A 26,838-nucleotide genomic window follows, 5' to 3' on the forward strand; every position below is an offset into this window, starting at 1 on the left:
ATATAAGAACCTGCAGTTTACTGTCAATAACTTATCCCAGAATAATTCCATGTATTCCCACTATCTATGGATTCAAAAAGAATTCCATCGTTTTCACCCATAGCAGATATTACTTTTATTATAAGTTTTCCATCTTTCTGCTGTGGCATCTTGCAATAATCATAGTCTGATATGGAAAATCCATACTCTGCTGCCGTGTCCGGAAGTTCTGTCACTTCATCCATGGAAAGTTCAATCATGGAAAATGTTTTCCCGCCATCCTGTGTCAGATAAAGTGTGGAATAATCACCTGACGCTCCAGCCAATCCGATAACGCCCAGATTTTCATTATAGAATTCTATTCCTTCTGCCACACCAATATTTCCATCAAACGGATCTGCATTTTGCTGATTCCAGCTCTGCCCGCCATCCTTTGTCATTTCAAGCTCATAAAAACGGCTGCCGGCAGCTGCATCCGCCACCAACAGACGATAACCGGTATTGCTGTCCAGGAAAAAGTATACGCTTCCATCTTCCCTGTTTTCCGTCCACGGAGTGCCATCTCCGCTCTCTTCCTCATCATTGCCATCATTGCCGGCTACAGCATTGGTGTCTGCATTCCCGTTGTTATCCGTTGTGTCATTTCCAGCACCGTTTTTTGCTTCATCAATCTGCTCCTGCCGGTTTTGCTGGGCTAACACTGCAGCACTGGTATATTTTGGATTTATGATATAAGTTATAATTTCACCTGTATTTTCTTCGCCACCAGTAGAAAATGTAACTGCAAAACCTGTAACTTCTCCGCCATATTCCAACTGGCTTAAAATTGAATTTTCATTTGTATCTGCATTTCCATCTATATTTTCATTTTCATCTATCTCTGCACTTTCTGCATTTATCACCTGCAGGCTATCTGCACTGGTAAAAGCTCTTTTCCCCGAATAACTTATTCCAAAGGTATGGCTCTTTGTTTCTTCTGCCCAGCTATCTACACGTTCTTTCACCTTTATATTTCCCAATAGTTCAAAAAGCGGTGTCAGGCACATATCTTCTTCATAATCTGTCTTGGCATAATTATTGATGTAAACTGTCATTTTGCTGCTTTTCTTCCGGTTATAGTCCACAAGATAGGTTCTGGTTTCTCCATTCTCATCCTCACCATAGAAAAACGTATCTATTGCAGCAATCTCTCCGGTAGCATAGAAAGTCACATTAAAATGGTTCACCAGATAAATTTTCTTAGGAAGCCCGATTTCATTATCCAGATCCTCCAATATCCCTGCCACACTGTCATCAAAGAAATTGTCATGCTTTAATGTTATCTTTACTTCATCACTTTTTTGAAACCGTTCGGATGTCTTGAAAAAATATAACCCTCCAAGGCATACCAGCAACAGAATCATCCCTGCTTTTAGCCAGTTTTTTAATTGATATTTCTTTCTTGTATTTTCCTGCTTCAACGAATTGCTCCTTTCCACCTGCAATCATATCACTATTCCAATAACGCCGCCAAATATTCCTGATATTTCCACGAATTTTTATATCCTTGCAATTTCCAATATATATTGGCATCATAGCATATTTTTCATTTCAAAAGTTTGATATTTTCTTAAGATATTTTCCTGTTTTCATGCTTTCCTAAAAATGTTATACTTAAAGTGACGCTTACCGTAAGAACTCGCCACCGGCAGCTTCTTACAGATGATTTGTAACTAAGAATTTTAGAATGTGAGGATTTACCATGCTTTCCGGTGCTTTTTCAGCCAAAACAAAAGACGGAACCATCTACTACCGTTCCAGCCTTACCTATAAAAGAAAACATATTAGTCTTGGAAGCTTTCCAACGGAAGAAGAAGCCCATCTTGCCTATAAAGAGGGGACTTCTCTACTTTCTGAGTCTGAAATCACACTGGAAAATTATACCGCATATATTAAACTTTTAGATTTTGCCAAAGCCATTACACTTTTAAATTTCCGTGACAACGGCGTCTATATCAAGAATCCGATTTATCTGAAGCAGAATTATTTTCTCTATTTTCTCGCACCACAGACGGAATATAAATTTGATATTGATGATTTATTCTTTTATTCCAGCCACAAGATTATGCAGCGTGGTGGCCGGCTTTTTGTAAATGAATACGGCATGCAGACCGGGATTCTTTCCCGCTATGGAGTCCGTAATCATGCGGTACTGGATGTAGATTACACTTTCGCCAATGGTAACCCCTTCGATTACAGCTACGCCAATATTATTGTCATTAACCGCTACCGTGGAGTTGCCCAAACAGAACACAACGGACTCCTCCGTTATCAGGCTTTTATCCATATCAATGGCAATTATTCCATTGGTACTTATTCTTCCGAAGAAAAAGCTGCCATTGCCTACAACAAAGCTGTTGATCTGGCAAAGGCAGCCGGTATTCATAAGAATTTTGAAGAAAACTATATTACAGAGCTATCCGCTAGAGAATATGCAGAAATTTATACTAATCTTAAAATCTCTCCAAAATATATCAATTATCTTTCTACACTTTCTGCTATTTCTGATTGATGTAATTTACCAGTCCCTCGCAATCGATAATCTTCTGCATAAATGGTGGGAATGCCTGACCCTGGAAACTCTTTCCAGTGGTCTTGTCGGTAATGACACCAGTATCAAAATTTACCTCTACCTCATCTCCTGCTTTGATTTCCAAAGCTGCTTCCTTACATTCAATAATCGGAAGTCCGATATTGATTGCATTACGATAGAAAATACGTGCAAAAGTCTCTGCTATGACGCAACTTACACCAGCGGCTTTAATTGCAATTGGTGCATGTTCTCTGGATGAACCGCATCCAAAGTTCTTCTCCGCTACAATAATATCTCCTGCAGATACTTTATTTACGAATTCCTTATCAATATCTTCCATACAATGTAAGGCAAGTTCCTTAGGGTCGGAAGAATTCAGATATCTTGCCGGTATAATAACATCTGTGTCTACGTTGTCACCGAATTTAAATACTTTTCCTTCTGCTGCTTTCATGTTCTAATCCTCCTATACTTCTTCCGGGCTGGAAATCTTTCCTGTAATTGCACTTGCTGCTGCAACTGCCGGGCTTGCCAGATAAATTTCCGAATCCACATGTCCCATACGTCCCACAAAGTTACGGTTGGTTGTAGATACGCATCTTTCATTCTCAGCAAGGATTCCCATATAGCCACCAAGGCAAGGTCCGCAGGTCGGTGTGCTGACAATAGCACCTGCTTCAATAAAGGTTCTGATATATCCGGCTTCCATGGCATCCAGATAAATCTGCTGGGTTGCAGGAATTACGATTACACGTAAACCTTTCTTTACTTTCTTTCCTTTCAGGATAGAAGCTGCAATCTTAAGGTCATCTAATCTTCCATTCGTACAGGAACCGATTACTACCTGATCAATAGTAATGTCGCCTACTTCATCAATGGTCTTTGTATTTTCCGGAAGATGTGGAAATGCTACGGTTGGGCGAAGTGTACTAAGGTCAATGGTATACTCCTCATCATATACAGCATCCTCATCTGCTTCATATACTTTATAAGGGCGCTTGGAATGCTCTTTCATATATGCTTCTGCTTTCTCGTCTACCGGGAAGATTCCGTTCTTTCCGCCGGCTTCAATTGCCATATTTGCAATGGTAAAACGGTCATCCATGGAAAGATACCGGATACCATCACCTACGAATTCCATAGACTTATATAATGCTCCATCCACACCAATCATTCCGATGATATGTAAAATAACATCTTTACCGCTAATCCATGGTGCTGGTTTTCCTGTGATATTGAATTTAATCGCGGATGGTACTTTAAACCATGCTTTTCCGGTTGCCATTCCTGCCGCCATATCAGTACTTCCAACACCGGTGGAAAATGCTCCCAATGCTCCATAAGTACAGGTATGTGAATCTGCTCCGATAATAACATCTCCTGCAACAGTCAGTCCTTTTTCCGGAAGAAGTGCATGTTCGATACCCATTTCTCCTACATCAAAGTAGTTGGTGATTTCGTTTTTGCATGCAAACTCTCTGACGCATTTACAATGCTGTGCAGATTTGATGTCTTTATTTGGTACAAAGTGGTCCATAACCAGTGCAATTTTATCCTTATGGAACACTCCGTCTACTTTCATTTTCTCTATCTCATGGATAGCCACCGGTGAAGTAATATCATTTCCCAATACCAAGTCTAAATCTGCTTCAATCAACTGGCCAGCCTGAACAGAATCAAGTCCCGCATGTGCCGCAAGAATCTTCTGTGTCATTGTCATTCCCATTTGAAATTCCTCCTGAAATTAAATCATTTTTTCTATACTGTTGCTATTATAGCACAGCTAGTGGTATAATGGAAATACATATTAAACATATTTATTATGATTTTTAGTTATAAACACGGAGGAATCTATAAATGTTGCAGAGTTTATCCAGTTACCGTATTTTCTATACCGTAGCAAAAACACAGAATATATCAAAGGCAGCCAAAGAGCTTTATATCAGCCAGCCTGCCATCAGTAAATCCATACAGAAACTAGAGGAAAGCCTGGGCTGCGAACTCTTCCGCCGAAGTTCCCGCGGCGTATTGCTGACCGAAGAAGGCGAACTTCTTTTTACTCATGTCAGTTCCGCTTTCGAAACCCTGACTTTAGGGGAAGATAAATTAAAGAACTCCTTAGAACTTGGTGTCGGCCACTTAAAAATCGGTGTCAGTTCCACTCTCTGCAAATACATGCTTTTGCCTTATTTAAAGGATTTCACAAAACGTTATCCGCATATTAATATTTCTATCGTATGCCAGTCTACTAACGAATCCTTACAGATGTTAGAAGAAAACAAAATTGATATCGGTCTGATTGCAAGGCCGGAAAACCAGAAAACTTTAAATTTCAGCAATGTGGCTGAAATTGAAGATATTTTTGTTGCAACGGAAGCTTACTTAAACGTATTGAATGCAAGGGGCATTTCTTCCGATGCAATCTTACAGCATTCTACACTGATGCTTCTTGATAAGCACAACATGACCCGTCAGTATATTGATGATTATTTACAGGAAAATAAAATCGAGACCAGAGATTTAATCGAAGTCTCTACGATGGACCTCTTAATTGACTTTGCCAAAACCAATCTGGGTGTTGCCTGCGTCATCCGCCAATTTGTCCAGAACGAACTTGCAAATAAAGAGTTATTAGAGATTCCACTTGGTTTTCCAATTCACAAGCGTGAAATTGGCTTCGCTTATAAAAACACCTTAAAGCCTTCGAAATCCTTGGAATTATTTATTGATTTCTACCAGAATTTTCATCCGGGCGAATAAGATGCATCTCTGTCAGTTTCTTACAAATGCCTGTCAGCTACGAGAAACATACTTTGAGCGTTTCTCTCGTCAAAAAAAGCTGCCGCAATTGCGACAGCTTTTTTATCATCTTTTTGAAGTATCAGATTAATTGTTAACCAGCTTATCTTCTTCGTTGTTCCAGCTATACAGCTTACGAATTTCTTCGCCGACTTTCTCTGATGGATGCTCAGAAGCAAGCTTTCTCATAGCTTTGAAGTGTACCTGGCGTCCTGCCGGTGACATATCAAGTAAGAATTCTTTTGCAAAAGTACCATCCTGAATATCTGTTAAAATCTGTTTCATTGCTTTCTTTGTCTCAGCAGTAACAATCTTAGGTCCTGTGATATAATCACCATACTCAGCAGTGTTAGAGATAGAATATCTCATTCCAGCGAATCCTGACTGGTAGATTAAGTCAACAATCAGTTTCATCTCATGGATACACTCGAAGTATGCATTTCTTGGGTCATAACCAGCTTCGCAAAGTGTTTCGAAACCAGCCTGCATAAGCGCACAAACACCGCCACAAAGAACTGCCTGCTCACCGAAGAGGTCTGTCTCTGTCTCTGTACGGAAGGTTGTCTCAAGAAGTCCTGCTCTTGCTCCACCAATTCCAAGACCATATGCTAATGCCAGGTCAAGTGCTTTACCGGTTGCATCCTGCTCTACTGCTACCAGACAAGGAGTTCCTTTTCCAGCCTGATACTCAGAACGTACAGTATGTCCTGGTGCCTTAGGAGCGATCATTGTTACGTCAACATCCTTTGGAGGTTTGATACATCCGAAATGAATGTTAAATCCGTGAGCGAACATTAACATGTTTCCTGGCTCAAGGTTTGGCTCAATATCGTTCTTATACATATCTGCCTGTAACTCGTCATTGATAAGAATCATAATAATATCAGCCTGTTTTGCAGCTTCTGCTGCTGTATATACTTTGAATCCCTGTTTTTCTGCTTTTGCCCAGGATTTGCTACCATTGTAAAGTCCAATAATGACATCACAGCCTGATTCCTTTAAATTTAATGCATGTGCATGTCCCTGGCTACCGTAACCAATGATGGCGATTTTCTTACCATCCAGTAAGGAAAGGTTACAATCTTCCTGATAATAAATTTTTGCTGCCATTTTTTCAGCCTCCTGTTTTAATGATTAATCTAAATATGTAACATCGGCAGACCCTCTGGTCAAACCTGTGATACCGGTTCTAGCGAGCTCTAATATCTCATAGCCCTGTAACAGATCCATAAATGCATCTAATTTATCCTGATGCCCTGTCAGTTCAATTACCATGGAATCGTTGGTGACATCAACCACCTTGCCATGGAAAATATTGGTAACGCTTAAGATTGCCTGACGTTCTGTATCCTTTGCTTTAATCTTAACCAGAATCAGTTCTCTTGTAACGGATGTACCCGGCTCTAATTTCTTAATATTGCGCACATCTTCTAACTTTGCCAACTGCTTCTCAATCTGCTCTAAAATCTGTTCGTCACCACTTGCTACTATCGTAATTCTGGTATATCTTGGATCTGCAGTTACACCAGAAGAAAAACTATCGATATTGTATCCTCTCCGGCTGAAAAGTCCTGAAATATGACTTAATACACCAGAAGTATTCTCTACTAAAATAGATAATGCCTGTTTTCTCATGCGAAAACCATCCTTTTTCTTTCATTCACATTACAGTTATTCTAGCATATCAGTTCTGTTTGTCAATACTAAAATGGCTTAAAGTAATAATATTTTTTTATGCAATAACCTATGGTTATATCATTGATAACAATAACATAAAACTACAAGAAACACATTTTGCAATCTGGCAGGCTGCCTGCATAAATTACGGCTGTGAATCCCTGTATTTCCGGATAATATCAATTGTCTTCTGATAATCCATTCTGACTTTCCTAAATTGCTGCAGCATCTCTTCTCCGTATATTTTATAGCGGAGCTGTTCGCACAGAATTATGCTTGATTTGCTCAGCCGTCCCAACCCGAGCGTCATGGTCTCTCCCTTTAAGGTATGTACCAGATCAAAGGCTTTCTCATAATCCCTTTCCTGTAAAGCTTCATCAATCCGCTGTACTTCATCGCTTTCTAAGAATTTTATCAAAAAACGGTGTACCAGCTCTTCCTTCCGGAGTCTGCGCATGACCTCTGCATAATCTCCCTCCAGTTCCTTGTAGCATTGCTCTAAATCCATACTCATATTCCCTTTCTGTTGATTTTCTCATAGCATTATAGTACACCACCGTTTTTTCTTTTTCAAGCAATTCTTCCTTATTGTCTGGTGTTTCCATCCGGCTGCACCGGCAGTTCATTCTGTTGCTTTACACTTTGTTGTCCTTCCGAGAGCATAATAAGCGTCCAGGCTATTTCTTTTCTTGCATATTCCAATGTCTCTTCTCCATCATATACCGTATCAACCTGGTACTTACGAAATACAAGAATATCTGTAACAGCTTCTGCCATGCTTTCTTCGTCTTCTGCATAGAGTAACTTCATAAAAACATCCTCCTTGCTGCATAACCTGTCAGGCATACCATAGCTAGCTTCCTACAAGCATTTTGGAACTATAGAAAACACATTTTGCAGGAAAGCAATTTCCTACAAAATAAAAAAGCCAGGATAAAATCCTGACTATATTTTCGGGGAGTACCTCCCGAACTCCGAAGAGCCCGAGAGGCATGAGTTATGAAAAATTATATTAGCTTAATAGCTAGTACTTTTATACTATATCTTATAAAAATATGTTTGTCAAGTGTTTCCCTACAATTTTTCTTAGGGACTTACTTGGGTATATTTCCGGTATATTTCCATTTGAATTTCTACAGTTTTTGATATATTTTTTCTACGTCATAATCCGGCGCCATAGTTGCTGCAATTTCATATATCTTCCTGATATTTTCCGGCTCTTCTTCCAGCATATCAGATGTTTCTTCTACGGAGTTGCCTTTTTGCAGTTTCTTGATTACCTGACGAATTAGTTGCAGTTTTTCGCCCTGCTCCAAACCTTCTTCCAACCCCTGTTCCAGACCTTGTTTTCGTCCCTGCTGTAATTTATTTTCCAGTTCTTTTTCAATTTCATCTTTCATTAATTCACGCAATGCTTCACACATCTCATTTTGCCTCCTTAACAGACTATATACCTGCTTATTTGCATTTACACTTACTTGAAGTACCGAATCAATATTGCTCCGTTCATTCTTACTTTCCAAATAATGTATCTGTTCCAAAAATAGTTCTGCATCCTGCATCTCTACCTGTGTAGTCAATACCCGCAGGCTGCAATGAGCTTTTCTTTCCAACTGACTTGTTACTACAACTTGTACTGGGAACGGAACTTTTCCTCTTACATAATAAATTCCAGGATACATTTTTTTCAGGATATATCCTTCTTTTTTCAGTTCCAGAAAAAGTGCCTTCGGATAAGCATTCCGAAAAAAGGATACGGTCACCTCAGATGCTGGAATTTTATTGACTGCTATCCCCTGCGCCTTATATAAGCTGGCGTATCCAATTACCTTAAAGAAGGAATCTATCGTCAATTCATCTCCCGGTCCCTTATACTCTAAAATATTGTGTCCCCTCATAATATGACCAATTTCATTTTGTAACGTCCGCTTCCAATCCATCTTTTTAATAATCACAAGATTAATCTGAAGTGGTTTCTTACTCAAATTATACTCCGGAATTAATTCCAGTACATCCAGATCTTGTCGCAGTTCCAGTTCTGTTGCTGCACAAAACGCCGGATGCCATTGTAATTTTTCTGCTTTTCCTGACATTTCTTCTCCTTTCTTTTGTCTTGGAGAGTATACTTTTGCAATGTCACTTAACCGCAACAACCTTTGTCTGAAAGAATTCTCTCCGCTTCATTTAATGTGAAATAAAAGCTTTGAAAATTCCTGTTATCATATCAGGTTATGTGGTGAACCCGGCGAAATGATAGAATACCGGTATACTTCTGACAGGCTATGTGCCATTGAAATGTATATAGAAATATCAAGCTTTGATTGCATTATAACATGATGAAATGAAAATGTCAGTAAAAAAAGAAAGCATCTGCCCTCCCTTAATCGGATAAGCAGATGTTTTCCATCTCAATTTCTTTCAACTTCTATTTTTGTATCTGTTACATGCATCTTGCTCCGCACTTTGTGCAGAATTTTGCCCCGGGCATAATTTCATTTCCACACTGTGAACAGAACATTTTCTGAGCTTCCTCAACTTTGGTGCCGCATTTCGGGCAGAATTTTGTGCCGGATGCAAGTTCGGCACCACAATTATTGCAATAACAACCACCTTGTTCCTGTTTATCTCTATACTTCATTTTACTTGTTGCACCAATTGCATCAAGTTCCTGTTTCATTTCTTCTAATACTTCCAAAGAACCTTTTATAAAGAAACCATTTCCAGCTTCAATTTCATCAATACATTCTTTTGCTTCCCTAAGATCTGATCCTGTATATTCTCGAATCAATTTAATCAGCTGAACCCTCTTGTCTCCTGTAGATGTAATAATCAATGCTGCTTCTGTGTCCATTTCTACATACATATCATCTTCATCCACATCTGAATCATTTTCATTCATATCCATTTCATAATCTGCTCCAAGATTATCCAAAACTTTTATTAACTCTTCTACTCTTTCATTTCTGGCTGAAATTTGAAATCCATTATTTTCTGACAAATCATTTAAAAGTTTTAATTCCAAATCTTTTCTATCTAATCCAAGTATCTGATGATATGCTTCGATTACTTTTTCTCCCTGATCTCCTAATGAAAAAATTGCAATAGATGTATTCATTTCTGCATCATCTTCATCTTGCCAATTCTTTTGAATATAAGTAAATGCACCTGCCTCATCCAATTCCTGTTGCATCTGCTGTAATAATTCTAAAGACTCTAATGTACACACGGTTGACTGTTCATCTAAAATATTGCCATTAATTAAATTGCTTAACTCCGTATAATCTGACTGCAGATATTTTTGAATAATTGATATAATCTGTACCGGGTTAGGACCAACATCTGTAATTACAATTCTATATTCCGGTATCTCCTGCTGTACTCCCTTATTTCCAAATAATGATTTCATGAATCCCATTTTCATTTCTCCTTTTCTACTAGTAGTATTTTCCGGCTTCAATTAATAAAGGAATAATTTCTTCCGGTTTTATCTGCTGCAGTTGTTCTAATCTGCTTCCGATACGATTGATATTCTGTATATTCATTTGTTCCTCATCAAAGCGACGCTGTAAAATCTCATGTCTTTCCTGTAATTTCTGAATCTGTTCATCCATTTTATCAATATTAAGCTGTGCATCATCTTTCTGTGGATTTGCCGTAATGAACCCAAGAATAACAAAGTAAATCAAAATACCCAGAATAATTACACCAACAGACACTGCAACACGGAGAATTGTCCGGACACAGCTCCATAAAATGCGTAAAATTCCTGCAAAAAATCCATAATTCATTGCATTGGCAAATAAATGTCTCACATCAATAATCCAGCGGAACAGGGAAACAGCACACCATACCAGTACTAACGCACAGATAATACCGATTGCAATAGAAATTGCCTTGCGGACAGGGGAAGTCTGGCTCCAACGCTCTGCAAACTCTTCCTTTTTCCGTGTCAGTGTGTTTTCCTGCAATTTAGACATTTCAGTTACCTGTTGTATTTTAGAACTAATCTCATTCTGCTGTACATTCCGCTCATTCAATGACTTTCCAAGACTTGCTAAAGCGATCTGTCTGCCGTCATTTAAAATGCCTTCCATCTCCTGAAGAATCTCTGGAGTAACATCCTCACAGCGATATATTTGCTGAATATAATCTCCTATCTCCCCCCAATTTATATGTTTCTTCTTTTTTTCACATAAAATCAGTCCATAATAGCCCTTACAGCTCCACATAAAATCATTACGGATTCCTGTAAATTCTGCTTTTGCTGCCGAAATGTTTCCCTGATTTAGTAATGTCATGGCATTTTTATAACGGTTATCCAGACCATCTCTTCCACTTCCTCCGGCAACAGCAGCAGTCAGATTGATATTTTCAATTGTTTTCTTCAAATCCTGATGAATATTTTCAATATGTTCATCTGTTTTCTGAAACTCTTTTGATAAATTATGTACCAGGAAAAGATTATCACATGCCATGCATTCATACTTTTCATCTGTAATTTTTCTTACTGCACCACTGCCACAACTGGGACATTTTATTTCTTCCATTTTCTAGCCCTGCTCCTTTGTATTTTTTATTTTTCTGATTTCAAGCTGCTTCATGATTGCTCCGCAGATTTCCGCAAAAGCGGCTTCATCTGTTGTTGAAGAAAGCTGCAATATCAACTGTCTGATTGCCTCATTTTCTGTTGCCACTGCCGGTGAACTGACCGGATCACTGTATCGCATCTTTTCCAGCACTTTGTCAATTTCTTTGCGGTTGACCTCATCTGTAATCTGCACTCTGCAAATTTCAAGCTGCTGAATAAGTCCTTTAAACACTTCGATGGAACTCTGTTCCTGTGTCTGAACCTTTGTAATATATTTATTACTTGCTGCCATAGCAATCTCAATGATAATGAAAACTGCTAAAATCGCACTCTGTAACAAATAGGAATACACCTGATAATCCTTCGGAATTTTCAGGCAGACCTTAAAGAAAACAAAAATCTGAATTACAAGATAGACTCCGCTCAGATATACAAGCGGCATCTTTAATGCTGCCTTTTGTTTTTCCTGTTTATGAAATACCAGAAATGCAAAAATTGGCTGCATCAATATTGCAATCAGGCAAAATATGTACTTGAACATTATTTCTCCCTCCTCGTTCCGCATTTCGTACAGAAATTAGCTTCCGGCGGCATTTCATTTCCACAGTTTGCGCAGAAAATCTTCTGTGGAATCACCACTTTTTCACCACACTGGAAACAGAATTTAGCATCCTTCGACAGACTCGTTCCACACTTGACACAGGTAATATTTCCACCTTGCGCCTGCGGCTGTACTGCTGGCTGCGACTGTGTTGCTGCAATATCCGGCTGCATTGCTGCTGTCCCTGTCTGCGCTGCTGTTACCGGCTGTGCCTGAACTGCTGCATCCATATTGTTTTTCATCATGTCACCCATGGAAAACGCCAGTGGAATCTGTGCCATCATATTCGCCGGATTCGCTGCAAAGCCTTCATTCTGTGCAAATGTTCTGCTTACATCAAACTGCTGCTCCTGTTGCCAGGTATATCCCTGCAGTTCTCTCGCTTTGGCAAGTCCTTCTGCTTCAATTACGGTAGCATCACGATTTCCCATTGCTTCAAACCGCTTCTGTGCCATGCTGTTATCTAATTTTTTAAGTTCTTCCAAATCGTCCGGCTTAATGGTAACTGCAGACACAAAGAAATTTAAAATCCGGATGCCATAGCCTTCAAGGTCGCTTTCCACCTGACCGGCAACGTTTTCGGAAATTTCATTCAAATGCTGGTTGAAAACATTGTAGCTATATTTGCTGAGTTCTACTGCAATGCAATTTTTTACTCTTGCAACTAAAAGGTCTTTAAAAAATTTCTGAATATCTTTGGTGGTCATTGCTTTTTCGGTACCAACCAGATTAATCAGAAGCTTTCTTCCATCCTCTATTTTCAGTCCGAAAGAACCACTGGCACCGGCACTGTAACTATAGCCGTAATTCGGATCACGAACTGTCACCTGACTTGGTGTTCCCCATGCGATATCCATCATGGTCGCAAGGTTAATAAAATAAACCTCCACATGGAACGGACTTACTCCGCCCGAAACCAGATTTCTTATTTTGGAAATAAGTGGAATGTTTTTCGTTTCTAAGGTATAACGACCTGCTTTAAAAGAATCCAGTGCCTGTCCGTCACTGAAAAATACTGCCTCCTGCGACTCATGCACAATCAATTGTGACAGCGTATTAAAGTCTTCTGCGGGATGCTTATAAATAAGAGTTGAATTATCCCCTTCATATTTGATCACTTCCTGAATAGCCATCAAACTTTCTCCTTCCGTAAATTTATATAAACTCCTTTCTCGATTATACTACAAAACTTCCATTTTGGACACTTTTTTCTTCCATTTTGGATATTATTTTCTCAACGAGGTGATACATATGTCAGAAAGAATTAATCAACACCTGCATCCACTGGTAGGTTCTAACATCCGGAGACTGCGGAAAGAACAGGGTTTGAAAGCCACCGAAGTCATTGCGAAGCTCCAATGTGATGGCATCAATGTAACTACCGGCATATTCAGCAAGGTGGAAAATGGTTATAATAACCCAACGGTAGATATGCTGATTGGATTGACCAAGATTTTTAATTGTGATTTTAATGAATTCTTTAAACAATAACAGGCAGCTAAACGGTGAATGGTTTAGTTGCCTGTTGTTGTTTTGTCATATAAAAGGGGAGCTACCAATATTATTTTTTGAAATATGTTATTTTCTACAATGTTGTCCTGTCGTTGACTTTGCCTGATTCTGACATAATCACACTACACATAACATCAAGTGTCTAACACGTTTTTATTATATCATCACCATCTTTTTTTACAATACTAACGCTTATGAAATATACTAATAAAACAAGGTCAGTCTTTCCACACCATGGTGATTCCAAGACTGACCTTAATGTCACTAATTCATATTCTGTTGCAATTCTTTTATGTTGTCCAAATCAGACAAATCCATTCCTTCATATCTCTCAACAAAATCTATCAATGTTGATTTACGAACCTTTAGACTACCTAATCGAAGTGCAGATAATAGTTTTCTGTTAATCAACTCATATACCAGATGCCCATTCACCTCTAATACCGCTGCCGTCTCACGCACATTGTACAAAAGCTTTTCGTCTTTTAAATCCTTTTTATCCATTTTACACCATCCCTCCTAAATATGTTCCTAAAATCGTATTTGCATCAGTTTTGTAAAAATTAATAAATCTAAAAAGCATCTGAATACTCATTCCCTTTGAGCCTTCCTCAATTCGTGCATAATGACATAAACTCATATCCATTTCCTCAGCCGCCTTCATCTGTGTCATTTTTCTTTTTTCACGTAAATCTCTTATATTATTTCCAATCACATATGGATCAAATTTAGTTCTGCTCACTTCTGCCACCTCCATCAATTAACATCCATACTCCTCTGCATGTGATATTTTTCTCTTACTCATAATAAATTATCTCCTTTACGATTTCGTATTGGAGAGCTCCGGCGCCTTCACTCTCGTGACGTGCTCTCTCAAGCACATGTTTATTGTATATTGTCATGGATGAATTACCGACCGTGTTTACGCGACAATTTTGTCGTGTTAACACGACATTTGCATCTGCTTCTAATATACTTAAATATTTTTTACAGATAGGACTTCCGTTCGAAGCAAAAAAAAGAATCCATGCCTTTCCCGCATGAATTCATTTTATCGTTCCTTACGCATCCTTATATTCTATTTTTAATGGTGTATGTGTCTCAAATATCTGTCATATATAAAGTCTGCTATAATTAATACAATTATTTGTCGTATAATTTATCAACCTCGGCTTCATACACCGATTCAGTCTGAGTATCAAACAGCACCCATTCCACCAAATCGAAGCTGTCCGGATTATCTTGCAAGAACCTGTTTACTGTATGTACTGCAATCTTTGCTGCCAACTCAACCGGAAAACCATATGCTCCCGTTGATATGGAAGGAAATGCAATAGACCTTATTCCATTATCCATTGCTAACTTCATAGAATTAAAATAGCAGTTAGCAAGAAGTTCCTCTTCTCTATTTCTTCCACCATTCCATATCGGTCCGACAGTATGTATAACATCATCACATGGCAGATTATATGCCTTAGTGATTTTAGCCTCTCCCGTATCACATCCATGAAGTGTCCTGCACTCCACCAGAAGTTCCGGTCCTGCGGCTCTGTGAATAGCACCATCTACTCCGCCTCCTCCAAGAAGAGAGCTGTTTGCTGCATTCACGATTGCCTGCACATCTGTTATTTTCGTAATATCACCTTTTATCGTCTTGATCAAGTACATTTTCTTCTCCTTTATCTTCAACAATTAATGCTAAATAATATGCAAATGGAATCAATATTTTCTGCTGTACAGAACTCTCATCATACACAATTATCTTCTTTTGAATAGCATTTAAATCTGTGAAATACGCTAAATACAGACTGAACAATTCCCAATATGTTTGATCCCAAATCAAAGCCTTTTCTTCACTCACTTTTATAATACGTGGAAAAAGCATAATTTGTAGAAATCATTTTTATAGTTAATCCATAATTATTACAAACAGATTCTATCACCCTATCTATATGATCTGCTATATATTCAGAAACATTATCACGTACAATACTATTTTCATATATAAAATCATCAATTGTCATTCATATCACTTTTTTCTAAACTCATCAATTATAAGGTCATCACAACTAATTGAATCATTTTTTATTTGTGCTTTTTATTTCCGCTACCAGTTCTTCATACTTACGTTCGTCAATAATATATTTCCGTTTAATCAGTATATAAGCAGCTCCTATAGAAATTACCGGAACAGCTACAATTCCAAGACGCAATATAAATCTTTGTCCGGCATCTGCTGTCTGAATAAATTTATCTGCCTGTACAATTACATTTTCCGAAGTAAGTTCTCCTGTACCAGCTTTTATTTCTAATCCGGATATTTTCTGACTGATTGCATAAATATTGCTTATAATCAGTATTAACGCAACAACCGCCTGATCAACTGCACTTGCTAGCTTTGTTGCAAAAGATCTTACTGCTGAGATAATACTGTCATGTCGTTCATGAAACCGGACTTCATCATACTCTATGGTATTATTTAACATGACAATCATCGTCATATTGAATGCCCCCTGCGAAAAGAAGATTAGAAAACCGATGATATTCAGTAAAACAACACTTTTTGGTACAATGTAGCCTACACTCATAAAAAGTATATACCCAATGACTGTAATGCTGGTAGCTGCAGTTATAATCTGATTTCGTGTGAATTTTGAGGAAAGCCACGCAAAAGATGCCTCTGATATCAGCGTTCCTAATCCATACATAATTGTAAACCAAAATACAAGACTGCCACCTACAGAATATCCAAATTCAAAATAAAAGAAATTCATTCCAATCATAATCAGAAGACCATTTCCGATTTGGAATAATAAACATGCAATTCCAATCACTATCAACTGATCATTTCTCAGGAATATATGAAACATATCTTTTAATGACAGTGTTCTCTTCTTTTCCGGTCGTTTTCTCTCTTTTACTCCAAACACTGTAAGTAGCTGGAAACCAATAAAACAAAAAGCAATCACAATCGCAGCCGTCCGATATGCCATAATCGCATTTCCAGCTACCATATCAGGGAGCAGACCTGCAACAGAAAACTGTCCGATACAGATAAAAATTCCCTGTACGGTTACCAGCCAGTTCCGTTCTCCCGGATCTGATGTAAGACTCGGCAGCATTCCCCAATAGGCAATATCATTCATTGTGTAAGTCATTCCCCATAAAAGATATCCCACTCCAAAAAATGCAACAAATCCCCATCCTTCCGGCCTTACTGTAAACAAGCAGATAATTATCAGGCTGTTTAAAATTACTCCTATAAAAATCCAAGGTTTAAATTTTCCGGCTTTCAAATGCGAATTTTCAATAATAATTCCCATCATTGGATCATTAATGGCATCCCACAGCAGACACACTACCATAATTGCTGATATTACTGCATATTGGGCAACTGTCAGTTTCATCGTATATTGAATATATGTAAGAAGAAACATAGAGACAAGTGCATACGCCATATCTCTTCCGGTTGCTCCTATACAATAGCTCCATTTTGTGCGTTTATCCAATTTATTGTTTTCCATATACGACTTCCCCCTCTCTCTATTTCTTCAGCAGTCTTTTTAAAGCCTGCAGATATTTTTTATTTGCATTGTAAACTAACATATCGATTAACTTCGGAGTTGCAATTCCACCACTGGTTGCAATCAGTCCTTCCAGATTTCCTTCTTCGACTCCCATTTTTACCATTTTAAAGGCCGGGTCCCGCTCTGATTTTCCCCGAAGTATAATCTTAAGTCCAATATGTACGACTCCACGAACAATTTTTCCAAACATTGAGACATTTACCACATCCTGATAGGAATCGTAAACCGTATACTCTCCACGCTTTTTTTCTTTGTCATGTTTCGGTTCACCGCCTAATAGCTGATAAAATTGTTCTGCACTGATTTCCATTCCATGTGGCTGCTCTCTAAAATAATCCGGAAACAGTTCTCTTTCATTTCTAAAATAACTATTTCCTACTACTTCCATATTCGCCTTTAATTGCAAATCATGTACCGATGCTCCGATACAGATCTGATATTTGCCGCTTAACATGGAAAAGGCTTTTTTCTCTACATCATAGACGGAAAAACTTCTTTCATCCAGCTCTAGTATAACTTCTTTTTCTTCACCCGGATGCAGATATATTTTTTGAAATCCCTTTAGTTCTATATGGCTTCTGATAACATCTGATTCAATCGGGCAGATATATAACTGTGCTATTTCTGCTCCACTCACTTTTCCGATATTTTTAATTTTAAAACGAATTTGTATCTTTCCACCACTATATACTTCCGGTACATTCAATTCCGAATAGGAAAAAGAAGTATAGGAAAGTCCATAACCAAACGGATATTTTACCGGAACATGGAATGTCTCATAGTAACGATAACCTACAAAAATGCTTTCCCTGTATTCTACATCATCATTCGGAGGTGCAAAATATCTCCATGCCGGAGTATCTTTTTCTGAAAGCGGAATTGTCTCTGCCAATTTACCGGATGGATTCACCTCTCCACTGATTAAGTCAGCAACAGATTCCCCTACAGCCTGTCCTCCGAGGTACATGTGAAGAATTGCTCCTACATTCTTTTCAAAACTAAAATCCATAGGCGCACCACCGAAACTAATTGCTGCAATATGATTTTTTCCGACAGTTTCTGCAATTTCAGCCAACAGCTCTTCCTGATTTTGAGGGATTTTAAGATTTTTCCTGTCGTATCCTTCTCCTTCATAAGATTCTGTAAGACCGATAAAATATAGAATCACACAATCCTTTTTTCTATATTCCTGTTTCAGTTTTTCTATCGTATCCTGTAGTTGCTTTTCTCCTAATTCCTCCGTTTCATTCTGATATCCCTGTATATAAGTTACCTGATATCCTTTTTCACGTATTGCTTCAATCGCATTTGTCATCTTCGTCGGCTGGATATGACTGCTCCCACCTCCCTGAAACCGCATCTGCCTGGCAAGCTCTCCAATAATGATTACCTTCTTCTCTTTTCCAATTGGCAAAACACTATTATTTTTCAAAAGTACTGCACTTTCATTTTCCAGTTTACGTGCCACCTGATTCTGTTCTTCCATATCTACCTCATAATTTTCTTCTATATTTTTATGAAGTGATACAAAATTCTGCAGAACATTCTTAGTCCAGTTATCCAGTTCCTGATCCGTAATCCGGCCATCCTTATACGCTTCTTTTAACACATCTGTGTGGAAGCCTTTCGGATCTGGCATTTCCAGTGTCAGACCATTTTTCATACAGCTTACAATATCATTTGCTGCTCCCCAATCCGACACCACACCACCTTGATATTTCCATTCTTTTCTCAGAACATCTGTCAGTAAGTATTTATTTCTTGCTCCAAATTCGCCATTAATCCTGTTGTATGAAGCCATTACAGAAGTCGGTTTTGCTTTTTTCACAACTTCTTCAAAAGCCGACAGATATATTTCCCTAAGAGTTCTTTCATCAATCTGGCTATTGGATGTCATTCGTCTTGTTTCCTGTGAATTAACAGCATAATGCTTTAAACTCGTACCTATTCCAAGGCTCTGTACACCTTCGATATATCCCGTTGCCAGCTTTCCTGTCAAATACGGATCTTCACTGAAATATTCAAAATTTCTTCCGCATAAAGGAGAACGCTTGATATTGATTCCGCAGCCTAGCACAATAGATATCTGCTCTTTTTTTGCTTCTTTCGCAATCGCTTCACCCATCTTTTTAACAATAGCAGGATTCCAACTGCAGGCTATTGCACTTGCAGTTGGAAAACAGGTTGCTGGCTTACTGGTTTCAATATCCCCAATCTTTTCCTGTTCCAGTTTTCGAATCCCATGTGGTCCGTCTGTCATCATAATAGAGGGGATTTTCCCATTACAGTCATAAGTATGCCAGTCACCAACACCGCCTAAAAGCCGGATTTTTTCATCTATTGTTAACTGTTCGCATATTTTATCAATGTTCATCTCTTTTCCTCTCTCTTAATCTCTTAATTGTATTTTATCTATTTCTGGCATATAATTATATTGATTTATCGTGTTTTATATCAATTTATCGTGTTTTTGACAGGAGGAATTACCTATGTATAAAATGAAGTCAGACATCAATTTTTCACTCACACATGAAATGTTGGAAAATGCAGAAAATGAACGGATACATACATCTTATGCACAGGAAAAAGCAATTCTCGAATGTGTTTCAAACGGAGATATTCACGCATTGGAGAATACCTATTATTCACTCCCAACAACTGTTTACGGAAAGATGACCTCTTCCAATTCCAAATTAAAATTACTTTTTTATGCAAGTATTGCTAATACAACTTTAGTTACCAGATATGCCATCGAAGGAGGACTTAATGAGGAAACTGCTTTTTCCTTAAGTGATGTATATATACGAAAAATGGAACAATGTACCGATGTTGACGCTTTAATGAAATTAAATGAACAGATGGCTATTGAATTTACGCTTCGTGTTGCTGAAGCAAAAAAGACTCCAAAAAACTACTATTCACCAGCTATTTCTCGCGTCATTGATTATATCTATCATGGTAAAAATAAAACTTTAACCTTAAATCAACTGGCATCTTTAGTTAATTTAACACCTAAATATCTGTCTGCCCTGTTCCATAAAGAAACCGGACAGACGCTTACTGTTTTTATCCATAAAGTTCTTATTGAAAAGGCACAGAATTTACTGGCACATTCCGACTATAGTCTGGGTGAAATCAGTACTTACTTGAATTTTTCATCTCAAAGTTATTTTATTTCTATTTTTAAGAGATACACTGGTATAACTCCCGGACAATATCGTAAAATGCATCGCCAGATTAGTTGGTAAAATAGAAAATAAAATAAGAATATCGATGATTAAACGTTACTATCGCCAGAACTTTTCTCGTCTTGAAGATAAAAGAAAGCTACCAGTTTTTCCTCTGATAGCTTTCCATTCATTCTTGTTCTGTTGGGAACATCGCTGCTTCCAGCTTATTCATCTCTGTATCCGAAAGACCATATTTTCCTGAATTATCTTTTTCCACGGATACTTTTACAGTAACAGTTTTTCCATAACTGTTCTTTTCAAGACTCTTCTGGACACTTTCTGTTAATACGGCTGCAAAGACTTCCGGATCATTTCCATCCAATCCCTGCTTTATTTTTTCATTGTTTACCTCTGTAGAGCTTTGTTGCAATGTCTAAAATACATTGGATGGTTCAACTTGTACACTTACTGTATAAACTCCATCCTCTTCTTTCACATCCTGTACTTTGTATTTTGCCAGTTTCTTTACTTCTGTCAGTTTTTCCGTATAATCAGCAATTCCTTTATCCGTAATGTTATCGGAATCATCAAATTGCTTTTGGATGCTCTCATTAAAATCCTCTTCGATTTCTTTCTTTGCATCTTTTTCCGAGAGTTCTAACAGATTCGCATAGTCCTTATATTCTCCATGATAGTATGCATCAAGAGAACTTTGGGCGTAAGATTTGGCATCGAAGTCTGGTTGTTTAGAGCACGCACTAATCCCAATACTTAACATTATCGTTCCCAAAATCATTAGATACTTTTGTAAGTTTTTCATCCTGTTATCCTCATACTTTTACTTTACAAAAAAATTCACAAATTTTCCGGCCTTTGATGGTAGTTTAAATTTATATTCTTGTCCTTCATACTTGAAAGAAAACTTTCCACCAAATAATCCGGCTTTTCCTTGGATATTTTTCATATTTGGAATATAAATTTTTGCTAATTGTTTGCCATAAGAATTATCAATATTGGCTCGGTGAATATATAAAATATCTTCATATACACTCAGCAATACTAATCCCTTAACGCTCCCAATAAGACCACCTATTTTATTGCTAAGTGATGCATAAATGTAATTATTTTTTCATCTAAAAACTTATCACTATATAATTGCTTTTCCATTTTTTCTAAATTCATAATTCTTTTTCCCTGTATTTAATATTAAAAACAGAAGGGTCTTTCCGGCAGTTTTTCAATTTTATATTTTTCGAATTTCATTCTATAGTTTGCTTCTAATACTTCATGATTACTAGCTTTTTTCCAATTCAACATCCAATTTTTAAAACCACCATCTCGTACAAAATATCTTTCTTCTGGCCATGATTTTAATTCATTGTAAACCGTATGCAATGCATTATCAAAAAGTTCTTTTTTTCTTGTCCAGCTACTGATGTATACATAATCCTCATATTCTACAATTGTTCCTTTATTTGGGTTTTTAAAATATCGTTCATATCCATTCTTTACGTCCTCAAAAGTCACTTCCCCTTGTAACGGAATATATGCTTTTTGGATTAATTGTTGGGCAATTTGTTCACTATAAATTTCATGCATTTGCATATCCATCGATCGTCTTTCTATTTCTAAACTAGAAGTTTTTTTTCTCATAGCCATATAATGTACTTTCCTTACATGTCAGTTTACAATCATTTTCCATCCATAAATCCCCAAAATCAGCATATGAAATATCCCTATCTACCATTACCTGTCCCACATTTTCATATTCAGATAATGCTTTTCTTCCAGCTATTCTTGCGTCCCTTTTACTAGCAAATTCAGATTTTGATTTACGCTTTCTTTTTCCATCAACACTTGCCATCTCAAATGAATACTCATATACTTTTTTGCCAGACCTCAAAAAACGTTCTCTTACCATAATCTCACTCATATAATTCTCCCTCCACATAATGAATATATAAGTAATACTAATAAATCGACTCTTTGAAATCTATGACCTGCGAGGCTAAAAAATTTAACAAAGTATTTAGATACCTCCTTTAATATGAGAATATAAAAAGAGACTTCCGTCTTAATTTAAACGGAAGTCTCCAAAAATCCTATAAAATCAAGCTTTCTATTTAGAATTTACCAGCTTTTGCTGCTTCCTCAACGGAAACGGCAACTGCTACTGTAGCACCAACCATTGGGTTGTTACCCATTCCGATTAAGCCCATCATCTCAACGTGAGCTGGTACGGAAGAAGAACCTGCAAACTGTGCATCAGAATGCATACGTCCCATAGTATCTGTCATACCATAAGATGCAGGACCTGCAGCCATGTTATCTGGGTGAAGGGTACGTCCTGTACCACCGCCGGATGCTACGGAGAAGTATTTCTTACCCTGCTCGATACATTCTTTCTTGTATGTACCTGCTACTGGATGCTGGAAACGTGTTGGGTTGGTAGAGTTACCAGTAATGGAAACACCAACATTCTCATGATGCATGATTGCAACACCTTCCTGAACATCATCAGCACCGTAACATTTTACAGTTGCACGAAGTCCGTTAGAATATGCTTTTTCATATACAACATTAAGTTTTGCTGCTTTGTAATCATACTGTGTCTCAACAAATGTAAATCCGTTGATACGGGAAATAATCTGTGCAGCGTCTTTTCCAAGTCCGTTTAAGATAACACGAAGTGGTTTCTGACGTACTTTGTTTGCTTTCTCAGCGATTCCGATTGCACCTTCAGCAGCTGCAAAAGACTCGTGTCCAGCTAAGAAACAGAAACACTCTGTCTCTTCCTCTAATAACATTTTTCCAAGGTTACCATGTCCAAGACCTACTTTTCTGTGGTCAGCAACAGAACCTGGAATACAGAATGCCTGAAGACCTTCACCGATTGCTGCAGCAGCATCAGCAGCTCTTTTGCATCCTTTTTTGATTGCGATTGCTGCACCTATAGTGTAAGCCCAGCAAGCGTTCTCGAAACAGATAGGCTGGATTTTCTTTACCTGATCATATACATCAAGTCCAGCATCTTTTGTAATTTTTTCAGCTTCTTCAATAGAGCTGATACCATAGCTGTTTAATACAGCGTTAATCTGGTCAATTCTTCTTTCATATCCTTCAAATAATGCCATTATCTTCGTCTCTCCTTTCTTACTCTTCTCTTGGGTCAATGATCTTAACAGCATCAGCTACACGACCATACTGGCCTTTTGCTTTTTCCCATGCAGTGTTAGGGTCATCACCTTTTTTGATAAAGTCTGTCATTTTTCCAAGAGAAACGAACTGATATCCGATAACTTCGTTGTTCTCGTCAAGAGCGATGCCTGTTACATAACCTTCAGCCATCTCTAAGTAACGAACACCTTTCTCCTTTGTTGCGTACATAGTACCAACCTGGGAACGAAGTCCTTTTCCTAAATCTTCCAGACCAGCACCTACTGCAAGTCCGTCATCAGAGAATGCACTCTGAGTACGTCCGTAAACGATCTGTAAGAATAATTCTCTCATTGCTGTATTGATTGCGTCACAAACAAGGTCAGTATTTAATGCTTCAAGAATTGTTTTTCCCTGAAGAACCTCTGCTGCCATTGCTGCTGAATGTGTCATACCTGAGCATCCGATTGTCTCAACCAGTGCTTCTTCAATCACACCATTTTTTACATTTAATGAAAGCTTGCAGGCACCCTGCTGTGGTGCACACCAGCCTACACCGTGTGTAAATCCTGAAATATCTTCAATTTTTTTGGAATGAACCCATTTTCCTTCTTCTGGAATTGGAGCTGGCTCATGTTTTGCGCCCTTGGCAACAGGACACATGTTTTCGACTTCCTTCGTGTAAATCATTATAAGACTCCTTTCGATATGAAATATATATCATGTTAAACTTTGTTATACATTTAACACACCGCCCTCATTTTCTCACATTTTTTGACATTAGTCCAGTCTTTTTTACAGGAAATGCCCCTTAATTTTCTCAATTTGTTAATCTAATGCCTCCATCCGCTCAAATGCAAAGGATGCTCCGATTGCTCCAACCAGTGTCAGCAGGAATATAACGACTATCATCATAATAAATCCTGCAGTCACAGAAATGAACGCTCCCGTTGCTACTGCCACAATGATTCCGACACATAATACCAGTCCCTGGAACAGCATCCGAAGAATCGTTCTGCCCAGTTCTCCAAACATTTTCCCTATCACGACATCTGCCAGCATATTCATATAAAGCTTATTAGCATTCAGGCACATATATAAAATGACGGTCAAAATCATGTAAGACACCGGAAGTCCCATTACGATACTGCCCGGCAGCGTAATCAGAAGTCCGTCAATCAGCGCACGGATATGCTCCATTTTGGTGGCATACCACATTTTCTTAAAATTGCTGTCCGGAATCAGATAGGTGTATGGATTTGCCAGTTCCTTCGACCACTTCGTCTTATAACCGCTGAAAATAAAGATAACATAGGCAATGACGCCCGGAATTACAAACATTTTAAAAGGCTGGCTGGAAATTTTATTATAATAAGAAACAACCGCAATTGCCACACCTATGACCAGAAACAGCACCGAATTCCAGCCAAAGATAAAGAAACGGTTTTTACGGTATTCTAATACCTGCCGGTAGAAAATTGCTTTAGCGTAAGTTCCCTTATAAGCCATCTTTACATTCCGTAAATACTTTTTCTTGCCATTTCCCACTACAACCTCGCCCTTTTTCGAGCGTTTCATCCGGTCATCATAATCTTCTGCAAATTTTGCAGCATCTTCATAGAATTCTCCGGTACACTTCATCTTTCTCGCATAAAGTACCAGAAAAACAGTACTGGTTAAAAGAAGTACGGTTGCCACCACATTGATTCCTGCAGGACCTATAATAATAAACTGAATCAATGCAATTTCCCAGCCTATAATCGGAATCAGCTGTACCACCGGAAGCTGGATTAAGTCCACAAACACAGATAACTGCATGCCTTTCACCGAAACAAAGTAGATTGCCACCAGTGCAAAAGCTGCCATTACTCCATACATAATATAGGTAAGTACGGTAAAGAACTGTTTAGGAAGTGTTTCATTTCCATAGCAGATAATCATTAACGCTCCCTCTAAAATATTTTCCAGTACACCAGCATAAAGGAAATATAAAATCATCTTATATGGTGTAACACCAAATACACCAATTCCAAGTACCAGTACAAATAGTTCAACAATAAAATTGGTTAAGAACTGCTTCATTCCGGCATGAAGAATAACTTTCTTCGGTTCTTCCGGTGCAGCAAATACAAAATGTACTTCTGACGGGCGGAACAACAGTCCTTTTCTCTTGATATAGGAAATCAGATTTGCCGGAACAATCATAACCATCAGTACGGATAAAACAGTTGCAATTCCTTCCGGGCTGTTTAATCCGAAATCGACAGACATGGAACCAAGTCCATACAATACCAATGCTGCATATAAAACAACAAATACCAGTGCAAGAAAAGTCTGTGGCCGTTTCAGGCTCCGCTTCACTTTATTCTTAATGGTCTGGGAAAAAACAAAGGAAAGACTACTCATGTTCTTCACCACCAGTCTTTGGTTCTGTCACTTCAAAGAACAGTTCTTCTATGTCTTTATCCGCAATTTCATTTTTGTTAAATGTTGCTATAATTTTCCCTTGTTCCATTACAAACATCACATCCCACAAATCTTTTACCATTTCAAGCATATGGGTACTGATAAGAATGGTACAGCCTTTCTCTTTTAACTCAAGCACAACTTCTTTCAGTTCTTTTATGGCTGCCGGGTCAAGTCCAACCATTGGCTCATCCAACATCACAACCTTTGGATGAATAGCAAGTGCACAACAGATACTGACCTTCTGCATCATTCCCTTGGACAATTCATTTCCCAGCTTCTCCTGTTTATCCAGAAGTTCAAAACGTGTCAGCAGTGCATCTATTTCTTCCTCTGTAATGTCACTGTTATATGCCCGCTTCACATATTCGATATGCTCCCGCACCGTCAGTGCTTCAAACATTGCCGGAATCTCCGGTACATAGCCAAATATTTTCTTCGCTTCCAGGCTTCTTGCCTTCATTCCATTAATACCAACACCGCCTTCATAACGAAGGAGTCCTGCAATACTCTTTATAATGGTTGATTTTCCGGCACCATTTGGTCCAAGCAGGATACCGACCTGACCATCCTGCACCATAAAGCTGACATGGTCCACTGCTACATTCTTTCCATATTTCTTAGTAAGTTCTTGTACTTCTAACATTTTCACCCTCCAAAATTCACGAGAAACACTCTTTGTAAGCTTCCCGTATATACTGCGAGAAACACTCTTTTCAAAGTTCTCGTCC

Annotated in this window: 31 protein-coding genes; 4 read left to right on the forward strand and 27 right to left on the reverse strand. The window is 38.2% G+C overall.

Going from position 1 to position 26,838, the window contains the following annotated elements:
* Nucleotides 1-23 precede the first annotated feature (23 nt).
* A complete protein-coding gene (locus DWV68_RS03685) occupies nucleotides 24-1,439 on the reverse strand; it encodes a WD40/YVTN/BNR-like repeat-containing protein (protein ID WP_118665069.1) in 1,416 nt (471 codons plus the stop codon).
* A gap of 281 nt (nucleotides 1,440-1,720) precedes the next feature.
* Between DWV68_RS03685 and DWV68_RS03690 the strand changes: the two genes are divergently transcribed.
* Complete coding sequence (locus DWV68_RS03690) at nucleotides 1,721-2,530, forward strand: hypothetical protein (RefSeq protein ID WP_117841096.1); 810 nt, start codon at nucleotides 1,721-1,723, stop codon at nucleotides 2,528-2,530.
* Here the strand turns inward: DWV68_RS03690 and leuD are convergent.
* Both leuD and leuC read right to left on the reverse strand, forming a co-directional pair.
* Nucleotides 2,517-3,005 (reverse strand): 3-isopropylmalate dehydratase small subunit, encoded by a 489-nt coding sequence (leuD, locus tag DWV68_RS03695; protein WP_022243891.1) that lies wholly within the window; start codon nucleotides 3,003-3,005, stop codon nucleotides 2,517-2,519. The two genes, DWV68_RS03690 and leuD, sit on opposite strands and share 14 nt — an antisense overlap.
* 12 nt (nucleotides 3,006-3,017) lie before the next feature.
* Nucleotides 3,018-4,277: a 3-isopropylmalate dehydratase large subunit gene (gene leuC / locus DWV68_RS03700; protein ID WP_022243892.1), complete on the reverse strand. Its 1,260-nt coding sequence runs from the start codon at nucleotides 4,275-4,277 to the stop codon at nucleotides 3,018-3,020.
* A gap of 131 nt (nucleotides 4,278-4,408) precedes the next feature.
* On the opposite strand from leuC, the gene DWV68_RS03705 reads away from it, so the two are divergent.
* A complete protein-coding gene (locus tag DWV68_RS03705; protein WP_022243893.1) occupies nucleotides 4,409-5,311 on the forward strand; it encodes a LysR family transcriptional regulator in 903 nt (300 codons plus the stop codon).
* Between the two features lie 126 nt (nucleotides 5,312-5,437).
* Here the strand turns inward: DWV68_RS03705 and ilvC are convergent, their stop codons facing one another.
* The 9 genes from ilvC to DWV68_RS03750 all read right to left on the reverse strand — a co-directional run bounded on the left by ilvC (nucleotide 5,438) and on the right by DWV68_RS03750 (nucleotide 13,349).
* Nucleotides 5,438-6,460, reverse strand: coding sequence for a ketol-acid reductoisomerase (gene ilvC / locus DWV68_RS03710; protein WP_117698982.1), 1,023 nt, complete (start codon nucleotides 6,458-6,460; stop codon nucleotides 5,438-5,440).
* Between the two features lie 24 nt (nucleotides 6,461-6,484).
* Entirely contained in the window at nucleotides 6,485-6,985 is a 501-nt protein-coding gene (gene ilvN, locus DWV68_RS03715) for an acetolactate synthase small subunit (protein WP_022242269.1), read from the reverse strand.
* 187 nt (nucleotides 6,986-7,172) lie between these two features.
* The gene (locus DWV68_RS03720) at nucleotides 7,173-7,541 is read right to left on the reverse strand and encodes an Hpt domain-containing protein (protein WP_117698981.1); all 369 of its coding nucleotides are present in this window, start codon (nucleotides 7,539-7,541) and stop codon (nucleotides 7,173-7,175) included.
* Between the two features lie 71 nt (nucleotides 7,542-7,612).
* Nucleotides 7,613-7,837 (reverse strand): hypothetical protein, encoded by a 225-nt coding sequence (locus tag DWV68_RS14655; RefSeq protein WP_243089437.1) that lies wholly within the window; start codon nucleotides 7,835-7,837, stop codon nucleotides 7,613-7,615.
* A gap of 323 nt (nucleotides 7,838-8,160) precedes the next feature.
* Nucleotides 8,161-9,120: a hypothetical protein gene (locus DWV68_RS03730; protein WP_118665071.1), complete on the reverse strand. Its 960-nt coding sequence runs from the start codon at nucleotides 9,118-9,120 to the stop codon at nucleotides 8,161-8,163.
* A 347-nt stretch (nucleotides 9,121-9,467) separates the two neighbouring features.
* On the reverse strand, nucleotides 9,468-10,442 hold the full coding sequence (locus DWV68_RS03735) for a ribosomal protein L7/L12 (RefSeq protein ID WP_158552123.1): 975 nt from the start codon (nucleotides 10,440-10,442) through the stop codon (nucleotides 9,468-9,470).
* Between the two features lie 19 nt (nucleotides 10,443-10,461).
* Nucleotides 10,462-11,574, reverse strand: a complete 1,113-nt coding sequence (locus tag DWV68_RS03740) for a hypothetical protein (RefSeq protein WP_118057346.1) — start codon at nucleotides 11,572-11,574, stop codon at nucleotides 10,462-10,464.
* A 3-nt stretch (nucleotides 11,575-11,577) separates the two neighbouring features.
* Nucleotides 11,578-12,156, reverse strand: coding sequence for a hypothetical protein (locus tag DWV68_RS03745; protein WP_022242263.1), 579 nt, complete (start codon nucleotides 12,154-12,156; stop codon nucleotides 11,578-11,580).
* A complete protein-coding gene (locus tag DWV68_RS03750; protein ID WP_118057347.1) occupies nucleotides 12,156-13,349 on the reverse strand; it encodes an SPFH domain-containing protein in 1,194 nt (397 codons plus the stop codon). Before DWV68_RS03750 ends, DWV68_RS03745 begins: the two co-directional genes overlap by 1 nt.
* A gap of 118 nt (nucleotides 13,350-13,467) precedes the next feature.
* Here DWV68_RS03750 and DWV68_RS03755 point away from each other — a divergent pair, with 118 nt between their 5' ends.
* Nucleotides 13,468-13,707, forward strand: coding sequence for a helix-turn-helix domain-containing protein (locus DWV68_RS03755; protein WP_022242261.1), 240 nt, complete (start codon nucleotides 13,468-13,470; stop codon nucleotides 13,705-13,707).
* 285 nt (nucleotides 13,708-13,992) lie between these two features.
* Here the strand turns inward: DWV68_RS03755 and DWV68_RS03760 are convergent, their stop codons facing one another.
* The 6 genes from DWV68_RS03760 to DWV68_RS03785 all read right to left on the reverse strand — a co-directional run bounded on the left by DWV68_RS03760 (nucleotide 13,993) and on the right by DWV68_RS03785 (nucleotide 19,689).
* On the reverse strand, nucleotides 13,993-14,232 hold the full coding sequence (locus DWV68_RS03760; RefSeq protein WP_117698976.1) for a DNA-binding protein: 240 nt from the start codon (nucleotides 14,230-14,232) through the stop codon (nucleotides 13,993-13,995).
* 1 nt (nucleotide 14,233) lies between these two features.
* The gene (locus DWV68_RS03765; protein WP_158552122.1) at nucleotides 14,234-14,470 is read right to left on the reverse strand and encodes a helix-turn-helix domain-containing protein; all 237 of its coding nucleotides are present in this window, start codon (nucleotides 14,468-14,470) and stop codon (nucleotides 14,234-14,236) included.
* Between the two features lie 401 nt (nucleotides 14,471-14,871).
* Nucleotides 14,872-15,396, reverse strand: a complete 525-nt coding sequence (locus DWV68_RS03770; RefSeq protein WP_117698975.1) for an O-acetyl-ADP-ribose deacetylase — start codon at nucleotides 15,394-15,396, stop codon at nucleotides 14,872-14,874.
* Complete coding sequence (locus tag DWV68_RS03775; protein ID WP_147338618.1) at nucleotides 15,368-15,589, reverse strand: hypothetical protein; 222 nt, start codon at nucleotides 15,587-15,589, stop codon at nucleotides 15,368-15,370. Before DWV68_RS03775 ends, DWV68_RS03770 begins: the two co-directional genes overlap by 29 nt.
* A gap of 217 nt (nucleotides 15,590-15,806) precedes the next feature.
* Nucleotides 15,807-17,252, reverse strand: coding sequence for an MFS transporter (locus DWV68_RS03780; protein ID WP_117947099.1), 1,446 nt, complete (start codon nucleotides 17,250-17,252; stop codon nucleotides 15,807-15,809).
* 19 nt (nucleotides 17,253-17,271) lie between these two features.
* Nucleotides 17,272-19,689 (reverse strand): glycoside hydrolase family 3 C-terminal domain-containing protein, encoded by a 2,418-nt coding sequence (locus DWV68_RS03785; protein WP_117699253.1) that lies wholly within the window; start codon nucleotides 19,687-19,689, stop codon nucleotides 17,272-17,274.
* A 115-nt stretch (nucleotides 19,690-19,804) separates the two neighbouring features.
* Here DWV68_RS03785 and DWV68_RS03790 point away from each other — a divergent pair, with 115 nt between their 5' ends.
* Nucleotides 19,805-20,563, forward strand: coding sequence for a helix-turn-helix domain-containing protein (locus tag DWV68_RS03790; protein ID WP_117699251.1), 759 nt, complete (start codon nucleotides 19,805-19,807; stop codon nucleotides 20,561-20,563).
* A 109-nt stretch (nucleotides 20,564-20,672) separates the two neighbouring features.
* On the opposite strand, the gene DWV68_RS14660 is transcribed toward DWV68_RS03790, so the two are convergent.
* From DWV68_RS14660 to DWV68_RS03830, 9 genes are all read right to left on the reverse strand, one after another.
* Nucleotides 20,673-20,867, reverse strand: coding sequence for a hypothetical protein (locus DWV68_RS14660; protein ID WP_243089438.1), 195 nt, complete (start codon nucleotides 20,865-20,867; stop codon nucleotides 20,673-20,675).
* A 51-nt stretch (nucleotides 20,868-20,918) separates the two neighbouring features.
* Entirely contained in the window at nucleotides 20,919-21,305 is a 387-nt protein-coding gene (locus DWV68_RS14665; RefSeq protein WP_243089441.1) for a hypothetical protein, read from the reverse strand.
* Nucleotides 21,306-21,323: 18 nt separating this feature from the next.
* Nucleotides 21,324-21,542, reverse strand: coding sequence for a hypothetical protein (locus tag DWV68_RS03800; protein WP_118057350.1), 219 nt, complete (start codon nucleotides 21,540-21,542; stop codon nucleotides 21,324-21,326).
* A gap of 149 nt (nucleotides 21,543-21,691) precedes the next feature.
* On the reverse strand, nucleotides 21,692-22,144 hold the full coding sequence (locus DWV68_RS03805; protein WP_118057351.1) for a hypothetical protein: 453 nt from the start codon (nucleotides 22,142-22,144) through the stop codon (nucleotides 21,692-21,694).
* Entirely contained in the window at nucleotides 22,119-22,418 is a 300-nt protein-coding gene (locus DWV68_RS03810) for a hypothetical protein (protein ID WP_118057352.1), read from the reverse strand. The genes DWV68_RS03805 and DWV68_RS03810 overlap by 26 nt, the downstream gene beginning before the upstream one ends.
* A 190-nt stretch (nucleotides 22,419-22,608) precedes the next feature.
* Entirely contained in the window at nucleotides 22,609-23,619 is a 1,011-nt protein-coding gene (locus DWV68_RS03815) for a GGGtGRT protein (protein WP_117841112.1), read from the reverse strand.
* Nucleotides 23,620-23,638: 19 nt separating this feature from the next.
* Complete coding sequence (locus DWV68_RS03820) at nucleotides 23,639-24,331, reverse strand: iron-sulfur cluster assembly scaffold protein (RefSeq protein ID WP_022243201.1); 693 nt, start codon at nucleotides 24,329-24,331, stop codon at nucleotides 23,639-23,641.
* A gap of 138 nt (nucleotides 24,332-24,469) precedes the next feature.
* A complete protein-coding gene (locus DWV68_RS03825) occupies nucleotides 24,470-26,047 on the reverse strand; it encodes a putative ABC exporter domain-containing protein (RefSeq protein ID WP_118665073.1) in 1,578 nt (525 codons plus the stop codon).
* Nucleotides 26,040-26,753, reverse strand: a complete 714-nt coding sequence (locus DWV68_RS03830; protein WP_117698561.1) for an ABC transporter ATP-binding protein — start codon at nucleotides 26,751-26,753, stop codon at nucleotides 26,040-26,042. Before DWV68_RS03830 ends, DWV68_RS03825 begins: the two co-directional genes overlap by 8 nt.
* Nucleotides 26,754-26,838: the final 85 nt, after the last annotated feature.

The sequence above is a fragment of the Roseburia sp. AF12-17LB genome (assembly GCF_003479605.1).
Taxonomy (GTDB): Bacteria; Bacillota; Clostridia; order Lachnospirales; family Lachnospiraceae; genus Roseburia_C; species Roseburia_C amylophila.

Excerpts from the sequence above, each read along its gene's own strand:
- DWV68_RS03690 (WP_117841096.1), top strand. The coding sequence starts at position 1,721 with ATGCTTTCCGGTGCTTTTTCAGCCAAAACAAAAGACGGAACCATCTAC.
- leuD (WP_022243891.1), bottom strand. The coding sequence starts at position 3,005 with ATGAAAGCAGCAGAAGGAAAAGTATTTAAATTCGGTGACAACGTAGAC.
- leuC (WP_022243892.1), bottom strand. The coding sequence starts at position 4,277 with ATGGGAATGACAATGACACAGAAGATTCTTGCGGCACATGCGGGACTT.
- DWV68_RS03705 (WP_022243893.1), top strand. The coding sequence starts at position 4,409 with ATGTTGCAGAGTTTATCCAGTTACCGTATTTTCTATACCGTAGCAAAA.
- ilvC (WP_117698982.1), bottom strand. The coding sequence starts at position 6,460 with ATGGCAGCAAAAATTTATTATCAGGAAGATTGTAACCTTTCCTTACTG.
- ilvN (WP_022242269.1), bottom strand. The coding sequence starts at position 6,985 with ATGAGAAAACAGGCATTATCTATTTTAGTAGAGAATACTTCTGGTGTA.
- DWV68_RS03720 (WP_117698981.1), bottom strand. The coding sequence starts at position 7,541 with ATGAGTATGGATTTAGAGCAATGCTACAAGGAACTGGAGGGAGATTAT.
- DWV68_RS14655 (WP_243089437.1), bottom strand. The coding sequence starts at position 7,837 with ATGAAGTTACTCTATGCAGAAGACGAAGAAAGCATGGCAGAAGCTGTT.
- DWV68_RS03730 (WP_118665071.1), bottom strand. The coding sequence starts at position 9,120 with ATGTCAGGAAAAGCAGAAAAATTACAATGGCATCCGGCGTTTTGTGCA.
- DWV68_RS03735 (WP_158552123.1), bottom strand. The coding sequence starts at position 10,442 with ATGGGATTCATGAAATCATTATTTGGAAATAAGGGAGTACAGCAGGAG.
- DWV68_RS03740 (WP_118057346.1), bottom strand. The coding sequence starts at position 11,574 with ATGGAAGAAATAAAATGTCCCAGTTGTGGCAGTGGTGCAGTAAGAAAA.
- DWV68_RS03745 (WP_022242263.1), bottom strand. The coding sequence starts at position 12,156 with ATGTTCAAGTACATATTTTGCCTGATTGCAATATTGATGCAGCCAATT.
- DWV68_RS03750 (WP_118057347.1), bottom strand. The coding sequence starts at position 13,349 with ATGGCTATTCAGGAAGTGATCAAATATGAAGGGGATAATTCAACTCTT.
- DWV68_RS03755 (WP_022242261.1), top strand. The coding sequence starts at position 13,468 with ATGTCAGAAAGAATTAATCAACACCTGCATCCACTGGTAGGTTCTAAC.
- DWV68_RS03760 (WP_117698976.1), bottom strand. The coding sequence starts at position 14,232 with ATGGATAAAAAGGATTTAAAAGACGAAAAGCTTTTGTACAATGTGCGT.
- DWV68_RS03770 (WP_117698975.1), bottom strand. The coding sequence starts at position 15,396 with ATGTACTTGATCAAGACGATAAAAGGTGATATTACGAAAATAACAGAT.
- DWV68_RS03780 (WP_117947099.1), bottom strand. The coding sequence starts at position 17,252 with ATGGAAAACAATAAATTGGATAAACGCACAAAATGGAGCTATTGTATA.
- DWV68_RS03785 (WP_117699253.1), bottom strand. The coding sequence starts at position 19,689 with ATGAACATTGATAAAATATGCGAACAGTTAACAATAGATGAAAAAATC.
- DWV68_RS03790 (WP_117699251.1), top strand. The coding sequence starts at position 19,805 with ATGTATAAAATGAAGTCAGACATCAATTTTTCACTCACACATGAAATG.
- DWV68_RS14665 (WP_243089441.1), bottom strand. The coding sequence starts at position 21,305 with ATGAAAAACTTACAAAAGTATCTAATGATTTTGGGAACGATAATGTTA.
- DWV68_RS03805 (WP_118057351.1), bottom strand. The coding sequence starts at position 22,144 with ATGGCTATGAGAAAAAAAACTTCTAGTTTAGAAATAGAAAGACGATCG.
- DWV68_RS03810 (WP_118057352.1), bottom strand. The coding sequence starts at position 22,418 with ATGAGTGAGATTATGGTAAGAGAACGTTTTTTGAGGTCTGGCAAAAAA.
- DWV68_RS03815 (WP_117841112.1), bottom strand. The coding sequence starts at position 23,619 with ATGGCATTATTTGAAGGATATGAAAGAAGAATTGACCAGATTAACGCT.
- DWV68_RS03820 (WP_022243201.1), bottom strand. The coding sequence starts at position 24,331 with ATGATTTACACGAAGGAAGTCGAAAACATGTGTCCTGTTGCCAAGGGC.
- DWV68_RS03825 (WP_118665073.1), bottom strand. The coding sequence starts at position 26,047 with ATGAGTAGTCTTTCCTTTGTTTTTTCCCAGACCATTAAGAATAAAGTG.
- DWV68_RS03830 (WP_117698561.1), bottom strand. The coding sequence starts at position 26,753 with ATGTTAGAAGTACAAGAACTTACTAAGAAATATGGAAAGAATGTAGCA.